The sequence below is a fragment of the Rhizobium sp. NFR12 genome (assembly GCF_900108545.1).
In the GTDB taxonomy this organism is placed as follows: Bacteria; Pseudomonadota; Alphaproteobacteria; order Rhizobiales; family Rhizobiaceae; genus Neorhizobium; species Neorhizobium soli.
Map to the genome: position 1 here is coordinate 127783 of NZ_FNWM01000005.1, position 17390 is coordinate 145172.

14 protein-coding genes are annotated in these 17390 nt (G+C 58.8%); 4 read left to right on the forward strand and 10 right to left on the reverse strand.

Annotation, left to right across the window (positions count from 1 at the left end; genetic code table 11):
* Nucleotides 1–53: 53 nt before the first annotated feature.
* On the forward strand, nucleotides 54–845 hold the full coding sequence (locus BLW69_RS19305) for a metallophosphoesterase family protein (protein ID WP_092664290.1): 792 nt from the start codon (nucleotides 54–56) through the stop codon (nucleotides 843–845).
* Nucleotides 846–989: 144 nt separating this feature from the next.
* Here BLW69_RS19305 and BLW69_RS19310 read toward each other — a convergent pair whose 3' ends face one another.
* Nucleotides 990–1901 carry a hypothetical protein gene (locus BLW69_RS19310; protein WP_062576535.1) on the reverse strand — a complete coding sequence of 304 codons (912 nt, stop codon included), beginning with the start codon at nucleotides 1899–1901 and terminating at the stop codon, nucleotides 990–992.
* Between the two features lie 216 nt (nucleotides 1902–2117).
* Here BLW69_RS19310 and BLW69_RS19315 point away from each other — a divergent pair, with 216 nt between their 5' ends.
* On the forward strand, nucleotides 2118–3044 hold the full coding sequence (locus tag BLW69_RS19315; protein WP_062458791.1) for a manganese catalase family protein: 927 nt from the start codon (nucleotides 2118–2120) through the stop codon (nucleotides 3042–3044).
* A 49-nt stretch (nucleotides 3045–3093) separates the two neighbouring features.
* Here the strand turns inward: BLW69_RS19315 and BLW69_RS19320 are convergent, their stop codons facing one another.
* The 8 genes from BLW69_RS19320 to BLW69_RS19355 all read right to left on the reverse strand — a co-directional run bounded on the left by BLW69_RS19320 (nucleotide 3094) and on the right by BLW69_RS19355 (nucleotide 13482).
* A complete protein-coding gene (locus tag BLW69_RS19320) occupies nucleotides 3094–4398 on the reverse strand; it encodes a glycoside hydrolase family 130 protein (protein WP_092664292.1) in 1305 nt (434 codons plus the stop codon).
* 33 nt (nucleotides 4399–4431) lie between these two features.
* Entirely contained in the window at nucleotides 4432–6720 is a 2289-nt protein-coding gene (locus BLW69_RS19325; protein WP_092664294.1) for a glycosyltransferase family 4 protein, read from the reverse strand.
* Nucleotides 6717–7664, reverse strand: a complete 948-nt coding sequence (locus BLW69_RS19330) for a class I mannose-6-phosphate isomerase (RefSeq protein ID WP_175487294.1) — start codon at nucleotides 7662–7664, stop codon at nucleotides 6717–6719. Before BLW69_RS19330 ends, BLW69_RS19325 begins: the two co-directional genes overlap by 4 nt.
* A gap of 438 nt (nucleotides 7665–8102) precedes the next feature.
* Entirely contained in the window at nucleotides 8103–8684 is a 582-nt protein-coding gene (recX, locus tag BLW69_RS19335) for a recombination regulator RecX (protein WP_256413818.1), read from the reverse strand.
* A 70-nt stretch (nucleotides 8685–8754) separates the two neighbouring features.
* On the reverse strand, nucleotides 8755–9783 hold the full coding sequence (locus tag BLW69_RS19340) for an HWE histidine kinase domain-containing protein (RefSeq protein ID WP_244473908.1): 1029 nt from the start codon (nucleotides 9781–9783) through the stop codon (nucleotides 8755–8757).
* Between the two features lie 222 nt (nucleotides 9784–10005).
* On the reverse strand, nucleotides 10006–10920 hold the full coding sequence (locus BLW69_RS19345; protein ID WP_244508893.1) for an EthD domain-containing protein: 915 nt from the start codon (nucleotides 10918–10920) through the stop codon (nucleotides 10006–10008).
* 162 nt (nucleotides 10921–11082) lie between these two features.
* Nucleotides 11083–12906 carry a 4-alpha-glucanotransferase gene (gene malQ, locus BLW69_RS19350; RefSeq protein ID WP_244508894.1) on the reverse strand — a complete coding sequence of 608 codons (1824 nt, stop codon included), beginning with the start codon at nucleotides 12904–12906 and terminating at the stop codon, nucleotides 11083–11085.
* A gap of 174 nt (nucleotides 12907–13080) precedes the next feature.
* Entirely contained in the window at nucleotides 13081–13482 is a 402-nt protein-coding gene (locus BLW69_RS19355; RefSeq protein ID WP_092664298.1) for an NUDIX hydrolase, read from the reverse strand.
* Nucleotides 13483–13581: 99 nt separating this feature from the next.
* Here BLW69_RS19355 and BLW69_RS19360 point away from each other — a divergent pair, with 99 nt between their 5' ends.
* Complete coding sequence (locus tag BLW69_RS19360; RefSeq protein WP_092664300.1) at nucleotides 13582–14313, forward strand: MOSC domain-containing protein; 732 nt, start codon at nucleotides 13582–13584, stop codon at nucleotides 14311–14313.
* A gap of 4 nt (nucleotides 14314–14317) precedes the next feature.
* Here BLW69_RS19360 and BLW69_RS19365 read toward each other — a convergent pair whose 3' ends face one another.
* Entirely contained in the window at nucleotides 14318–15991 is a 1674-nt protein-coding gene (locus BLW69_RS19365; RefSeq protein WP_092664302.1) for an FAD/NAD(P)-binding protein, read from the reverse strand.
* 216 nt (nucleotides 15992–16207) lie between these two features.
* On the opposite strand from BLW69_RS19365, the gene BLW69_RS19370 reads away from it, so the two are divergent.
* Nucleotides 16208–17350 carry a glycosyltransferase family 4 protein gene (locus tag BLW69_RS19370; RefSeq protein WP_092664304.1) on the forward strand — a complete coding sequence of 381 codons (1143 nt, stop codon included), beginning with the start codon at nucleotides 16208–16210 and terminating at the stop codon, nucleotides 17348–17350.
* Nucleotides 17351–17390 lie beyond the last annotated feature (40 nt).

Sequence of the window (17390 nt, forward strand, 5' to 3'; positions counted from 1 at the left end):
AACCTTCAAAGCGACCGTAATCCCTGGCGGATTTCGAACGGGGATTACGGCGCATGCGAAAGATGATCCGCTGGTTGACCTTGCGCGCCTCACCGCAACTTGGCGAGCAGCGCAGGCGAAGGCTCGACCTTGGAAGCGAACCGTTACCCTACCCGCTCTACGCGATCGGCGATGTTCACGGCTGTCTTGACCTGCTGAAAAGGGCTGAAGCCGTCATCGCGGATGACATGAGGCGATTGGGACGCCCCGGGCTCGTTGTTCTCCTCGGCGATTACGTCGATCGTGGACCCGCATCGGCGCAGGTGCTCGAACATCTCTCGAGCCCCAGCGCTCTCGGTTTGAAACGCGTGACGCTTTGCGGCAACCACGACGATCTGTTCCTGCGCTTTCTGGAGCGTCCCGAAGCGTATATGCACTGGCTGGAAATGGGCGGCGACAAGACGCTCGCATCCTACGGCGTGGATCTGCAGCATCTGAGCCTCCGCCGCAAAGGTAGCGGCGCGTCTCTCACGCACGTCTTGCAGGAGGCGGTACCTGAAACGCACCGATCATTTCTTATGGATCTGCCTGTCAGCCTCAAGGCCGGCCAAGTCCTGTTCGTTCATGCGGGCGTGGCACCAGCCATACCGATCGAAGAGCAGCGCGATGAGGATATGATGTGGATCCGCGGGGCGTTCCTCAAGCAAGGGCCTGAACTTCCACATCTCATCGTCGTCCACGGGCATACGCCGCAGGAAGATCCTGATTATGGGATCGGTCGCATCGGGATCGATACCGGAGCAGTCTATTCCGGAAAACTGACAGTTCTGCGTATCGATGGTGAGGAGATCTCGATTCTGCAGTGAGGACCAAGCCTTCTGCACTCGTTACCAGCGGATGCGCTGGCGAGACCCATCTGCGCCACGACTTCGAGCAGACATTGTTCGCATGAAAAAACCCGCGCCATCGGCATCTACCGTTGGCGCGGGCTCGTTGTTTTGCTTGTCAGATCAGACCGTGCGGCGACCGACGGTCTCCGTCACGACCACGTTCTTCTTCGTCCCGAAGCTGCCACCGACCCAGCCGGCGATTGCACCGAGTGCCAGGGCGATGAAGCCAAGGATTGCACCAGCAGATACGGCAGTTGCCGTGGCTTCTGCGGCTTCAAGTGCCTGCTGCTTTGCAGCTTCGACGTTCTCGCGGTATGTTGCCTCATACTGCTGAACCTGCTGGCGAGCCTGTTCGACCGGGATGTTCTGCGAGCGAGCGATTGCTTCAGCGGCACGGTTGCGGGCATCTTCTGCCTTTGCCTGGTCGCCGGTTACGGCTGCCTGAACGGCTGCAACTGCAGCGTTCTGGAGAGCCTGCGGATCGTTACCGGTTGTGCTGCGGATCTGCTGCTCGATACCGGCCATCGGGTTGGCGGAATTGGCAATTGCAGGCGCTGCGGTCGACGCAGCCGTTGCTGCCGTCTGGCCAACGCCACCGATGACGCTCGACAGGCCGCTGAATGCGCCGCCGACGAGTGCGCCGATCGAGGTTGTCAGCATGTAGAGGACCACGAGCGTTGTAACAGCCCAGGTCGTCAGACCATGGTAACCGCCCGTCGAGTTGCTCGGGCGGCCGGACAGGCGGCTCGAGACGTAGCCGCCGACGAAGGCCGCAATGATCCCGGCGATGACAAACCAGATGCCGCCGGCGATTGAGAAGGTGCTGGCAGTCGGGTTGTCGGACGTGACCGGATCAAGCACCGCGGCACCAAGACCGACGCCGAGAAGATTGAGCAGGAACTGCACTGCAAGCGCGATGACGACGCCTGCAAAGATTGCTCCCCAGGATACTTTGTTCAGTGCCGACGTCGCATTGACTGAGACGCCATGAGTGGTTTCGTGCGGTAGATGGGTTGTGACTGGTGTTACCATGATGGTGATCCTTAAAGCGCCTCACAGACGCGTGAGTGCGCCGTTAACAGTTTCGCCTCATTCAAGTTCCGTCAAAATCGTCGGACAACACGAAATACTGGAACAAAAGCAACATAATCACCTTCGACGGTTAATTCTGAGCATGAGTAATATTTCCGGGGAACAAGCATCTTGCCCGGTGGTTGGGACGAGACCTACAACCAAAGGAATACCTCAATGTTCATGCGAGTTGATCAGCTGCAGGCAAATCTGCCGGCACCGAAACGTGCTGACCCCAATGCTGCCGCAGCACTCCAGGAATTGCTTGGCGGGAAATATGGAGAAATGTCGACGCTCGGAAACTACATGTTTCAGAGCTTCAACTTTCGGTCCAAGGAAAAACTGAAGCCGTTCTACAGCCTTGTTGCCAGTATCACTGCAGAAGAACTTGGCCATGTCGAGCTTGTCAGCAATGGCGTTGGAATGCTCAACAACGGCCCGGACATTCCAGGGGGCGACGAAGGCGACGGCGGCGATATTTCGGGAGCACCCTTCGAGGATATGAAAGATATGCGGTTGGCCGCGGCTTTTCTGTCCGGTGGCGGTGGAGCCGCTCCGATCAACAGCAACGGCGTATCGTGGAATAACGATTTCATCACCAGCACGGGCAATGTCGTCGTCGATCTCTTGCACAATTTCCATCTGGAATGCGGTGCCCGACTGCACAAGCTGCGCGTCTACGAAACGCTGACGGACCCGACAGGTCGCGAAGTCTGCGGCTATCTTCTCGTGCGCGGTTCGGTTCACGCCCATGCCTACGCATTGGCGCTGAAGAAAATCACCGGCGTCGAAATCGAAAAGTTCCTGCCGACACCGAACATTCCGCTGTCCAAGATCCCGGAATGCCAGAAATACCTGGATGAGGGTTCGCATCGCCGGCTCTACACGTTCAGCCCGAACGACTACAAGGAAATGGCTGGCATCTGGGGGAATGGCGAAGTCGCTCTTCCGAACGATCCTCCGGGCGAGCTCGAAGTCGTCGATGGCATGCCCGACGGTGGCAAGATCCACCAGTTGACCGGCGTTCCCTCGGCATTCACGCCCGATTACGCGCCGGAAGAAATGTTCGAGATCGCAGAAAAGCTTTACAAGAAGTCGCGTTAATTCAGTCGGCGGCGGGGACTTTGGTCCCCGCCGTTTTTCATTGGACGTGTCACCCGTCCAGGGTCTGCAGCAGCTCCGAAATCCTGATCGTCGAGAAGTTGGAAACCGTATCGCAGACTGCGTATGGCAATATGATCAGGTCGCCGTGCCGCATTCCACCGCATGTGTAGACGACGTTCGGGACGTACCCCTCACGTTCCGACTTTTCCGGACGAACGAGCGGATCGCGTGACCGGGCGAGAACCTTCGAGGGATCCTTCTTGTCGAGAAGTGCGGCCCCGATCGCATACCGACGGACCGGGCCCACACCGTGTGTGAGAAGCAACCATCCTTCGTCGAGCTCGATTGGGGATCCGCAATTTCCCATCTGTACGAACTCCCAGGGAAATTTCGGACGCAGGATCGCTTGGCCGCCGTTCCATTCGTGCAGGTCGTCGGAGTAGATCAGGTAAAGATTTTCATTGTCCTGCCGACCGATCATCGCGTAGCGACCATCAATCTTCCGCGGAAACAGCGCCATCCCTTTGTTCATCGCCGCGGTGCCGGTCAACGGCGTCATCTTGAACGAGATGAAGTCGCTGGTCTGCAGCAATTCCGACCGGATGGCCTTGCCGCTGTAAGCGGTATAGGTCGCATAGAACGTCTTTTCCTCATTCTCCTCCGTCTCGAATTCGACGAAGCGTGCATCTTCGATGCCGTTCGACTGAGCTGGTGTCACCGGAAAAATGACGCGTTCGCTGATATGCTGGTCGGCGCTGAAACTGAGTTCGACGCTCTGATCCGATGAGCCGGACGGTGGCGTTTGGATCGTTGGGGTGGATGCAAGCCGTGCAGTCGGTTCTATCTCCACGCCGCCATCGGGCGCGATCAGTCCCGTGCGGAACGTCAACGAGGAGACATGCCCCTCGCCGACGGCGCGCAGGCTCAAGACAAACCGGCGGCTACCCTCCGGCACGCCCGATTGATCCGGATGAGCGACGATACTGGGGTTGAACAGTGCCGAGGCTTCAAACGAATATTCGTTGAGGAAGTAGGCCCCGATCAGCTGTCGCTGCGTCGGGCTGAAGACCGTGTGCGGCGCAAAGGCTTGTTCCATCTCCTTCGCGCGTGCTTCGAACGTCGCCATGAGGTTACGGTGGCGGCCCTCAAAATTCTCGAGCACGTCCGCAAGAAGAAGATCGGCGGCCTGCGGTTCCAGCGCCAGCACCCGATCGACAATAAGGTTCGCCCGGGTTTTATCCGTCGGATTCAGATCCCGGGGTTCGGTGGCGGGCTTGAACGGACGCACGACCACGCGCGAGGAATCGGGTCGCAGGAAGAGCGATTGGCGGTTGACAACAACGGCTTTTGACAAAGCGATCTCATTTCATTTGAACGGAATTCGGGTTCAGGCACTCAGAGCGTGAAATTGGGAGGAGGTTGCCGATTGACTGCCGCTCCGCACGATCCTGCGGTATTCGACGAGGCCTAAGAGATAAGCGAGCACGGACTCGGCCCCCCTGTTCTCGTTGGGGCGTGCGCGATGCAGCCCATCGCGACAACTTCCGGTGTCAATGTCCACGAGCGGGACGGAAAGATCATTGGCACCCGTAAACCAGTCCAACGCCATCCGTGCATTGCTTTGCCATTCAGGGCGTTTCTCGGCATGCCAGGCCGTCAGGCAGGCAGAGATGGTTGCGGCTGCCTCGACCGGCTGCTGGTCGAAATGTTGTGGCGGCAAGCCGACATCGCCGAAACCATCCGAACCGACCGGGCGGAAACGCCCTGTCCGTGCAGTCTGCATCGTCATCAGCCAGCGCAGGCTTTGCAGGCCAGCGGAAAGATGGGTTGGCTTCTCAGCGGCCAGACCCGCAAGGATCAGAGCTTGAGGCAGACGGGCGTTGTCATAGGACAACCCCTCTTCAAACCACGGCCGATCCGGTGTGGCCACACGCGAGAAAAGCGCCATCAGCCGATCTGCGAGAGTGGACCGAACCCGTCGGGCATTGATGTCGTGGCGCCGGGCCGCGCAATATCCGTCCAATCCCAGCAACGTGAATGCCCAGGCGCGAGGTGAGGTGAAATCGACTGCTGTCGGAAGGGCTTCGGCAAACAGATCGGCAGCCCAGTTGCGTCTCGCCGAACTGGTGTCGTTGAGTGCGCATTGTCCAAGCGCCCAGAGGGTGCGGCCATGGCTGTCTTCCGAGCCCTTGTCTTCCAGCCATCGCCGGTCAAAACCCATGAAATTGCGAAAGTGCTTTTGATCCGGGTTCCACGCATGCTGGACAAAGGACGCAAACCGCGTGGTCAGGATATCGGGCAACTGGGTTTCGCCGGAGGCCATGAGAGTAACTGAAAGCAGCAGCGCCCTGGCATTGTCGTCGACGCAGTAACCATGCGACCGGTCCGGGACAGAATGGACGGCATGCTGGAATAGTCCGGTGTCGTCACACATCGACAGGAGGTACGCGAACTGGAGCTCGGGCACACCGGGCGAGCCGAGGGCCGACGGCTTGCGGCCAACGGGCGGGACAGCACCGGGCCGGATTTTTGGCTGTATGACCGCCTCGAACAGCGAGAGGTATCGCTGGCCCGTGCGCTGCCAGGTCATCGAGCGACTGGCGGCATAGGCCCGACGGCGTATCGCGTTGCGACTGTCATCGTCGGTCAGCAATGCTGCGATTTCCTGACCGATCGCCTCGGAATCGCCGAACGGTACGAGAACGCCGGAGCCATCCGCAAGGAGCTCGCTCGCGTGCCAGTACGGGGTCGATACAACGGCTTTGCCGAGCCCGAAACTGTAAGCAAGCGTGCCTGAGGTCATCTGGGCTTCGTTGAGATAAGGCGTCGCGTAGACGTCGCACATCGAAATGAAGTCGAGGAGGGTCGGCAGGTCGACGAAACGGTCGAGGAAGACCACATGGTCTTCGATGCCGAGATCCTTTGCACGCGCTACGAGCGACTGTCGATACGTCTCGCCCTCGGTCCGCACAAGATTCGGGTGGGTCGCGCCAAGCACGACGTAGACTGCGTCCGGCCTGCTCTGCAGGATCACCGGCATCGCGTCGATCATGACCTCGATGCCCTTGTTGGGTGACAACAGGCCGAACGTCAGGATAACGGATCGACCCTCAAAGCCGAGTTTGGTCTTCGCCTCGTCCGGCTCGCTGAAGGCGATTTCCGGGATTCCGTGCGGGACGAACTCGATTTTCTCCGCCGGCACATCATAGACTTCCTGCAGCAGCTCGCGCCCCCGCGCGGCCATCACCACCACCTTCGACGAGATATCGACGATATTGTTGAAGACCCGGCGCTGAGATGGTGTCGGTTCGGCAAGGACCGTATGCAACGTCGTTACGACAGGCATCGTCAGCCGTGACAACAGCGCCAGGATATGACTTCCGTCATTGCCTCCGAAGATGCCGAACTCGTGCTGGAGGCAGACGATATCGAATTTCTCAGCGTTCAGGTATTTCGCGGCTGCGACATATTCCGCAAGGTCGTCGTCCGCGATCTGCAGATGGACGCTGTGCGGATAGTCATACACCTGGCCATGATCCGTCATGGCGACAATCGCCGTTTCGACGTTTGCCGAGGTTTTCGATACCGCTTGCTCAAGATCCGTCGTGAAGGTCGCGATGCCGCAGCGGCGCGGCAGTGAGTTGCCGACGAAAGCAATTTTCCTGGTCTGGGTCATGACAGCGTCTCCGTTGAAGGGAACGCTGGAACGTCCGCTAAGGGTTGAACAAAGGTCGTCTTCCTGGGATCCGGCATGTCCCGGAGCGGACCGACGTCCCGCAGCAGGTTTTCCCGGGCGTCTTTGCCGGCATAGGCGAGCAAAGCTGTGATCGGAGCAGCACCGGCTTGTATCGATGCGTCATCCGCTTCCAGGAAAGCGGCATCACCAAGCTTCAGCGCCATCGATCCTATCGACGCTTCGCCCGCAAGGAGAAGCAGCCAGCATTCGCTTTCGGCCTTGAGTTGCCACAGCGTGTTTGCAGGAAGTGTCACCCGCTCAAGCACGAAGAAGTCGCAGGAGACGAGTAGCGTTCTCTCTTTCGTCAGATGACGCATCGGTTCCTGGCGCGGTGCCGGTCCCAGCTGCGCCACGGAAACTGCCTGTTCGATATGGAGTTCACGCGCGCTTCCATGGTCGAAGAGACGGTATGTCGTGTCACTCGCCTGCTGGATTTCGGCAATGACGAGCCCCGCACCGATCGCGTGGATGGTTCCGGCAGGGACGAAGAACGCATCACCCGCATAGGCTTTTTGCCAGTTGAGCAGGTCACCGATCGAACCGTCGGATATGGCGCCGCGCAACTCCTCCGTGGACACGGGCGTTTTCAACCCGATCCCCACTTCGGCGCCGTCCTCAGCAGACAGGACGTACCAAGCCTCTGTCTTGCCGTTCCTCATGCCGACGGCCTGCGCGGCCGCGTCATCCGGATGAACCTGGATCGACAGCGCCTGAGACGTGAACAGCAACTTGAGAAGCAGTGCCGAAGCGTCACGGTCTGGACCGTTGCGCGCGTAGCGCAGCTCGCCAATGACAGTCGTGCCGTCCGACTGGCTCCACGGCTTAAGTTCACGACGGCCCCACGGCTTTGCTGCGGGCTGCACGCCTAGATGTTCTACCGTCATGATACCTCGTGGGTATGCCGCTAAGATCAGTTCGATCTGAGGTCGGTAGCTGCGCCAGCAAATCAGGGTGGAACGGTCGCTATCGCAACGATGTCAGGTTTTGAAACGCGCCCTGGGATATCGGAACCCGCCGGGCCATTCGCGCCGGCAGCCTGTCAGGCTTTGCGCAGGCATACCTGATATAGGGTTACGTCCTACGGATTTCAATTTCTAAATAAAATCAGCCACCAACCGCAACAAAATCAAATTCTTCACGCATCAGAGATTTTATAAATTATAAGGATATTGGTAATTTACTTAGCTGGTACTGATGAGATACGCTTTAAAAGCGCAAAAAATGCAAAAGTGTACTATCGACACGCATTTCTACGACTTAGGAATACGCTGCAACATCTAGCCAGCATCGCCCCAATGACCGGAGAGCTGTTCGGCGCTCCTTCACACCACGTCTTCGCTCAGGACCACCTCAGCATCGTCGCGATGCATCTCGAAAACCTGCCTCCCGATTTCCGAGCTGAAGCCTGCGCGTGCAAACGATGCGAGCTCCTTGGCCTTGCGTTTCTGATCGAGCTCCACTCTCCTGAACGGGCCAAATGCCCGCTTTCGCGCGAGCACGACCGCGGCACGCAGATCGTTCACGTCAGCGACTGCCTCGGAGGCGGTTTCCCGGTCTATTCCCTTGATCACGAGCCGCTGCGAAATCGCGCGTTTCGACCGGCCGCTTCGTTGCGCAGAACGGGTCGCGACTTCTGCGTAAGCCTGATCATCGAGAGCGCTGTTGTCATAGCCGAACTTCACGGCAAACGCCGCAAGCGCCTCGACTTGCGCATCGCCGATGTCTTCGAACTTTTCCCGCGCCTTGCGCGTGATCGCTTGCCGGAGCTGCTTTTCCGTGTGCATCCTTTTGGACAGACGATAGATAGCGGAGTTCCGCGCCCATGACAGCATACGCGTCGTCGGGATATCCGATACGGGTTTTTCAGCAAGCTCGTTGCTGCTATCGTCTGGTAAAGGCTCCAAAATCAAGTCCTTGTTCCAGTTGTATCACGCGATAACTGACAATCAGAGAACCTTGTTGTATCAACCGCGGTCAGGTTTTTTCGAACTGGATCCTGGACAAGGGCATCGCAGTTGTCACGACGACACCGTCCGGCTCGTAATCGGTCGTGGCGGTTCCGTAAGAGTTCAGACTGGACGCGATGAGCCGAGAGCCAAATCCCTTTCTGGTCGGGATAGCGACGGGTGGCCCGCCGACTTCCCGCCAAGACGAGATTAGAAAATCCTCTCCCTCCCGGGCTTCGATTGTCCATGCAATCTCGATGTGGCCATTGCTCTCGGAGAGTGCGCCGTACTTGGAGGCATTCGTGAAAAGCTCGTGCAGCACCAGCGAGAACGACAGGGCAGCCTGGGGATCAAGCTCGATCTCCGGTCCCTCGATCCGGACGCGGTCGGAACCCTCAAGACCAATGTTGATCGTTGCGGCGTTCACGATCTGGCCAAGCGTTGCGCTCACCCAGTTCTTCTGAAGCAAAATATCGTGTGCCGAGGCATAGGCCGACATGCGCGACTGGAGCTTCTCACCGGCGTCTTCGAGCGAGGCCGCATTGCGGATCGACTGCGTTGCAATCGACTGCACCACCGAGATGGTGTTTTTCATCCGGTGACCGAGCTCAAGCATGAGCAGGCGTTGCTGGTCGGCCTGTTCTCTTTCCTGCGTTCTGTCGCGAAGGATTTTGATGAAGCCTATGACGGTATCGTCATCGGATCGCAACGCCATCATCTCGCCGGACGCCCAGAAGGTTGAACCGTCCTCGCGCAGATGCCATCGCTCGTCGCTACCACGTCCCTGGCTCAGGGCGGCAGTCATCTCCCGTTGCGGAATGCCCTGCTCGCGATCCTCGAGCGTGAAGAAAGCTGTGGCCGGCCTGCCCACCATCTCGTCTGCATCCCAGCCGAGAACACGCCGAGCACCCTCGTTCCAACTGGTCACGAGACCATCGAGATCCATCGAAATGATCGCGTAGTCGATCGCGCTCTGGACGATGGCTTCGAGATACCGCTCTCTTGAGGAAATTTTGTCTGTGGGTATCTCGATCTTCATCAACTGGTCTTTCGCCATATCGGTCCCAACGTGGTGGCACGAACCAGCTCAACTGGGGAATTTTAGCACTATCTGCAATCCCTATTCAAAGAGGATCGTGGAAATCGTGTGGCACAAGATCGGCCTCCCGTCGAGCCGCCATAGGCGACCCGATCTCGAAGCTGGCGGCGAGACAACAGTTCGCATCGTCGGCGTCTCCCGCCCGAGCCATACAGCGGAGGAAAGCACCGACAGCCAGTCTTACAATTCGCCCTTATGAAGAAGGGTGCGAACATCGTCGGAGACCTGGTTGGCGGCTCCCAGCGTCTCGATCAGCTGCGCCTGTCGGCTTCCTCTCAATCCCGCGGTCGTCAGCTGCTTGTCGCGGACATAGGTATAGATGCCGCTTACTGCGAAGGCAGTCGCATGGCTGATCTGGGCTTTCTGGTCGGAGAGCGTGCTCTGGAACAGATCGCCGCCGTAGAACTGCCGACGAGCAAGCGGGCTGGCGAATGCGAGCTCCAACACCGCAATGTGCCGGCGCTCGTCTGGAACAGTATGATCGACGCCGGGAGCAGGCGGTGCGGGTTTTGCATTGTCGTAGACATCGGGCAGGTGCAGACGCACTTTCATAGCGGCAGGGTCTGAGGAAATCTTCTCGGCAAGGTTCGTCATGAACGTTGCAAAGGCGAACGCATCGCCTGTCCTGGAGCCGAGATGGACGTGGATGCGATCAAGTCCGTCGTCTCCGTTGGGAACCGGGTCGGCGCTGCGATCGATGAGTGTGGTTGAGCCCTTGGGAAGGGCATAGGCAACGGTTGCTGCAAACATGTTCTGCTCGTCCGCAAACAGGATCGAGCAGGCGTCATTGAATTCCTCCTGGTCGGCCGCCGTCTCGAAGCCGATCTCGACGCCGCCGTCCAGGACATAGTTTTCAAATGGCGAAACCCCGTCGATTTCAGGCCAGAGATGCGCGTCCTGTTCGCGGTTGAAGTGGTTTTGTACATACCATCCAAGCCCGGGGATTCGGGAACAGAGCGGGCCATGCACATCGCGCCAATAATTGGCGAACGTTTCGTGCGGCACTTTTGGACGACGAAGGACGGTCGTGTAGGTGTTGATCGCTATGGCGGCATCGCGCGCCGCAAAATTCGTATCGTTCGGTGAAATGGACAAATGAAACTCCGATTCGTTGCACGGGGAGAACATGCAGCGGTTTCGGTTGTTCCTTTTGCCCCAACATTAGAGCCGGCAGACGAGCGGACGCAGGATTATCGCATCGGAAGCGCACCGGTCACCGAGTGACGGCGCGCCTCTATTGCTCCCAAGACCTAGCTTTTATTTTCGCCGCGCGGCCGCAACCTCACCCAGGATGTCATGCAGTTCCGGAAGTGCGTCGAGCTCTTCCAGCATGACGGACAGTTTCGGTTTCCAGTTCGGATAACTGTCGCTCGTGCCAGGGACGTTGGTGGGCTGCTTTTCGTCCGTGAGATCGGCGAGCCGTACAGCCATCAGGAGGGATGGGGTTCTGGCAACGAAGGCATGGGCAGTCGCCGCCAGATTTCTACGACTGGAGTGATCGACCGCCTCCGAACCCATAAGATCGGCCGCCCGGAATGCGGAAAGCACGTCGCGCCTTTCGCTCTTTCTCTCGCTCTTCTGCTGACGGGCAGCGTCTTCGGGCACGAGATCGTTCTTTTCCCGCATCATGACGTCAGCTGCCCGCCACCAGCCGGAAAACGTCTGGTGGTCATGGGTTGATACACATGCCAAGGCCAGCGCCGGATACTGGTCGGGCGGATGGAAGCCCTGCTTTCCCTGCTCGTAGGAGAGAATTCTGTAGGAGAGAATGTTGGCAGCCTCCAATTCTCCCTGCAGCCCTTGCGGCAGATTGCCGAGATCTTCTCCGATGACGAGGCAGCCATATGTGTTGGAGAGGTCCGCAAGCGTCTTGATCAACGCTTGTTGGGGGTAGCCGACATAGGCACCCTCTTCGGGGCTTTCTCCCGATGGCACAAGGAAAAGGCGCCGCAGAGCTGCTGCATGGTCGATGCGAACCGCGCCCGCGTAGCGCATGACACCTTCCATCGTGGTCTCAAATGGGGACGGATTTCCCGAAGCGATCGCCGAAGGGTGAAACGCTGCAAGCTGCCAGTCCTGACCATAAACCGCCATGGGATCTGGCGGACTGCCGATGCTGGCACCTTCGACATAGGCATGACGGCTGCTCCAGGTGGCCGATCCGTCCAGTGCCTCGCCGACGGCGACGTCGAGATAGAGGCCGACGCGCATGCCTGCAGCCTTTGCACGAGCTGAAGCCTCGGTGAGCTGCCCATGTGCCAGATACTGGAGCCACAGGTGGAAATCGACGCGATCGCCGTGCGTTTCCGCAAACAGCTTTACCGTCTCCGACTGCGGATCCTGATATTCTTGCGGCCACGCCTTCCAACCGACGCTGCCCCCAGATGCGACAAGGGTCTCCGAGATCGCCTCGAACAGGGCGTGCAGCCTCAGTTCAGCGTCGCCTTCCCTGCAGAAATCCTGAAACGCGGGGTCCTCTCGGCGTTTTTCTGTCGTCCAGATTCTGTAGAGCACCTCGCGCTTGATCCGCGCGACATTCCCGTAGTCGACCAGTTCCGTTCGTTGCAACCGGGCAATATCTTCCTCCAGCTCAGGCGAGCTTGCGAAGCCGTCGATCCGATCGACAGCAATGTAGAGGGGATTGAGAAAACGCCGGTTGGAGGGTTCGTAAGGACTGCACCGTTCGGCAGCGGCCATGAACGGCGCATGGAGCGGATTGAGACCGACGAAGTCGGCACCCCAGCCTGCGGCGAGATCAATGAAAGTGGACAGGTCGTCAAAATCGCCGATCCCCCAGTTTCGGCGCGATCTCAGTTCGTAAAGCTGCAGCGCCACGCCCCAGACCCGCTCGCCTTGGAGATCAGGAAGAAAGCACTGGGGTTGACCGGAGGCTTCGACCGAGGCGGTCTGGTCCTGGTCGTTGTTTTGCGGGTACCGCTCCAGCGACGCGAGGATTTTCGCCCGGCCGGCTGTCGAAACGGGCACGTCATTGCCCTGGGGTGAGGGTCTTTTGTTTTCGATATCGTAGGCCTCGGAGCTCTGGCCCCGATCGAGCATGGCGTCGTCAATATTCTGCTTCATTAGCCCACCTCGTCAATATTATACGGTCGGCAGGCAAAGCATGCAGCTTTCCTCCAACGTCGATTTCTGAGCCCAAACCGTCTGCGGGTTGAGGAAGTTCCCCGGCGCAATGCCCGGACTAGGAAAGAGTTTCTGCTCTGCGAGGTACATCACGCTGCAGCGGACGAAATTGCGCTACGAGTCCTGCAGCATTTGCAGGATGACAGAGTGATACTCCGGCATGGCCAGTTCCATTGCCTCGAGGTCTTCCCGGCCAAACCAGCCCAATTCGGAATGCTCGGTGCCGAGCAGGGAAGCCTGTCCACCTTTCCAGAGCGGTACCGCATAGGTGTGGAAGGGCGATTTCTGCTTTTCGTCACGGCTCTCGTACAATGTAGCGACCTTGTTGAAGGCAAGTGGCGTGAGCCCCACCTCTTCCTCGCATTCCCGCACCAGAGCCTCGTCCAGGCCCTCGCCTTTTTCGACATGACCGCCGACCAGATCCCACAAATTTGCCGACCACTTTCGGTGCGATGCGCGCCGGACAAGCAGGATCTTTCCATTTTCGACAAAACCTGCGCATACGATCTTCGCCATTGTTTCTCCTCTGTCCTGTCGAAGCGTTCGCAGGCATTGAGGGAACCACCTGTGGCAAATTCAGTTCCCTGCCCTTGAGACGCATTGACGAGGGAATGAATGGCACCGCCGCAATTTGGAACTATCGAAGAGATCTGGCGCTACCCGGTAAGCTCGCTTGGTGGCGAGCGTTTGACCTCCGTCGAGCTGGGAACGGACGGAATCGAGGGCGATCGTTCATGGTGCGTTGCTGATGCGCAGTCCGGCCATCCGGCGGCGCCCGAGAAAGAATCTCGCTGGAAACCGGCACTTTTCCTCCACTCGAGATCAGGTCGAGACCGGCCTGAAATCGGATTTCCGGATGGGGAGTGGCTGCGTGTCGGAGAGAGAGATACCGATGCGAAGCTGACCCTCTATTTCGGCTTCGAGGTCGAAACGCGTCCCTATGCCGCGACCGGCGATGCACAGACGGCCGTCAACCGTTATGAACTGAGCCCGGTCCATCTCGTGACGACCAACTCCCTTCGACACTTGTCCACGATCGTCGGAACCGACGATATCGACAGCCGCCGGTTTCGCCCCAACGTCGTGCTGCGAACGCCTGCGGCCGAGGGCTTTGAGGAGAAGTCATGGCTTGGATACAGGTTGCAGATGGGAGGAGCGACCATCCACATCTGCGAAGAAGCCAAGCGGTGCGGAATGACGCTGATCGCGCAACCCGGGCTTCCCGAAAACCCCGACGTGCTTCGCTCGCTTTTGCGACAAAACAAGCGAAACTTCGGCATTTACGGCGATGTCGAGATATCCGGGAAGCTGACATTGGGTGACCCGGTCGAGATCGTGACGGGCTGACGCCTTAAGCTTGCGCGATGATCAGAGGCGGCGCGTTCGATTTCAGGATCGCTTTCGAAATCACCTCGCCGATATCGCATGCGCTGGTGATTCCCTGCACGAACGGAAGCTTGTGCAGCAGAAAAGCGATCGAACCGCAGTAGAGGTTGTTCGAGAGATTGTCTTCGAACACCAGCCGGAAATCGTCGTCGAGATCGATCCCTCCTGTCCGGACGATCTCCTGCTCGGCGCCATCAAGAGAAAACGCAGCCTTTGTTGCCGCTTTTCGAACGACACCCTGGCCAACGAGCGTCGGGAACGGAATGTCGCGGGCCGACAGCTCGTGCTGTCCTGTGGCGTCGATGAAAGCCTCAAACCGAAGCTCCCGTCCTTCCGTGCGAACTACAGCGCCCCGCTCCACGCTCTTGTTGTCGATCTCGCTGTTATTTCCGAGTGCCACGATCTCAAGCTTGCCGGTGCGATGGAGAGCGAGCAATCGGCGGATCGATTCATGCGGAACCGTCGCGTAGTCATCGATGAAGACGGTCTTGAAGTGCTTGTGGAACCGCGTGAGGTCATCAGCGTCCAGATGCGGTATCGCCTTCGCAATCACCTCATGCATCCGCAGGATGGCATAGCGCCATTCCACCGTCTGCTTCAGCTTCTTGTTCAGATCCGCTTCGGCGAGGTTGCGAGCAGCCCAGGCAAACGGGTCGTTGGTTTCCCGAGCGCGGAAATAGGCAGGCGCGATCGTCTCAACGGTCAGAAGCGACAGGCCGATGCTTGCTGCATAATCCGGATCGCAGGCCACCAGCTCCTGCTTGAACAGGTCGAAGATCGCATCCAGAAGATCGAGCTTCCGCGTGGCGATCGCGTTTTCGATCGCCGCTTCGGTACAGAATGTCAGCGGGCGGTACGGGATCTCGCAGTAGAAGTCGGCTTCTGGCAGCACCCCCTTGCGCGACATCATCGTTGCGCGGAAGGCTTCGGTTCCCGGCAGGGGCTCGTATTGAAGATCACCCTGCCCATCGAGCATGAAGGCACCATGCGCAGTCGAGACGGTGATCAGCGCATCGATGCCGCTCAGCGACGTGCCCAGAATGCCGAGATTGCATGGAGGGATGGTTTTGAGAAGCGGTGCCGGCCAGGGCGAGATGAAGTATCCGGGCCGCACCTCGGTGGTCTCCGGCCAGTCGTGGCCCGTTGCCATCACCACGTGATCGAAACCGAATTCCGCCGGTTCGTCATCCAAGGCTTTTACGCTCAACCGGATATCGTCTGCGCGCAGCTCGATATCGACGACACGATGCCGCGCCTTCAGGTGGATGGCGTGGCCGTTGGCGGTGGCGGCATTCAGAAGCTGCTGAAACTGCGCGTGCAGGAACTCTCCTAGAACCACGCGCGGATAAAACTCCCGCTCGCTGATGGCATCGCGTTCGACGCCGAGATGCTGCAACTCCATGTCCGTCTGACGGCGAAGCCACTCGGTCAACGTTTCGCAGATTGGCGGCAGCTCGATGCTGGCAATGTTGGAGAGCATCGCCGCATCGTTAAGATCGGGGCGATAGGGGGTTCCCTTGCCGGGTTCCGCGTCGCTTTCGAAGATGGTGATCTCAAGCGGTTCAGACTTCCCGATGAGGCCCTTCAGCGTGTAGATGCCGGTCGGACCGGATCCGATGATTGCAACTCTCAAAGCCATATGCCCGATCTATCCTTGCAGGAACCAGAAAGTCTGGAGACTGCGCCAACAAGGCTGATGCCTCGAGGTTCCGTCACGACGCAATGATCGCCGCTCCTCGTCAGAATTAAGGTGCGGCTGTATGTCTGCCTGACAGTGGAACCGTTCCCATTTCCGGAAGTTGGTGACGTCGAACATCGCCATCCCGTTCTTCAGTGTCAATGATTAGAGACGTGTATGAGACCACGGCGTATTGTCGTCATCAGTGATTTTCAGGATGGAAGCTGGAGCGACGAGGATCTCCCGTCCCATCGAAGCTTTGAAACGCTATGGTCATCAGGTTCACGCGGATCTCCTCCCCTGTCCATTCCGGATACGAACGACGTGGTTGTCGACGGCGGCTATATCGAGCGGCTTCCACTCGCAGCCCTCAAGGACGGGCTGGTCGATTGCTCGGAAATCTGGACGCATTGGCGCGGCGGTGATCCTCCGCCAGAGTGGCGTTCCGGCAATCCGTCGCTGGTGCGCCGTTCATTCCGGATGAACGGTCCGGAGGCTCCCTTTGCCTCGAACGACATGCTCGGGCATATCGAGGCGTTCGGCGCTCCCGAAATACTGTGTGTCTGGGGACTTGGGGTGAGCGAGGAGATCATGCTTGCCTGTCGCGACAGCTTTAAGATCTACAACTCCATCGACGCTCCGGCACTTCGCGTGCCGTTCGAGGTCAGCCGTCATTTCGATCTCGTGATCACGGGAGCGGAGTGGCAGTCGGAGGTTGTTCGCGCCCGGCATCCTGACATGCGCACAGTCGTGATGCCGATCGGACCGGAATTCGCATCCGAGATGACATTCCGGCCGCTGAACCTTCCGAAGATCTATGACGTGATCTATGTGGCCGCCGCCCAGCCCTACAAGCGCCACGACATGCTCTTCGAAGCGCTGGGTAAGCTACCGCGGTCGCTCCGAACCCTTTGCGTCTTCGGTTACGGAGAACTCGTACCGGAGTTGAGGCGCCATGCGGACGCGCTGGGCATCAATGTCGATTTCATTGAGCCGCCGGGAATAGCCTTCGACGACGTCAACCGGTTGATGAACCAGTCACGGATCGGCGTCGTCTGCGGCGTCGACGACGGAGCACCTGCCATTCTCACCGAATATATGCTGGCCGGCATTCCCGTCCTCGCCAACAGCGCGCTTCGGTGCGGTTTACAATACATTATGCCGGAGACGGGCCGAATGGCTTCGGAGCAGGACTTTCACGACGGTATCCGGGATCTGCTCGGGCTCGCCGACGGGATGAAACCACGCGAGACAGTGCTGGAAAACTGGACGTGGCAGCATAGCATCAGCCGCCTGCGAGATTTGATGAACGACAGGTAACAGAATTATGATGAGCGTCCGGAACTTTGCTGTCCAGGCT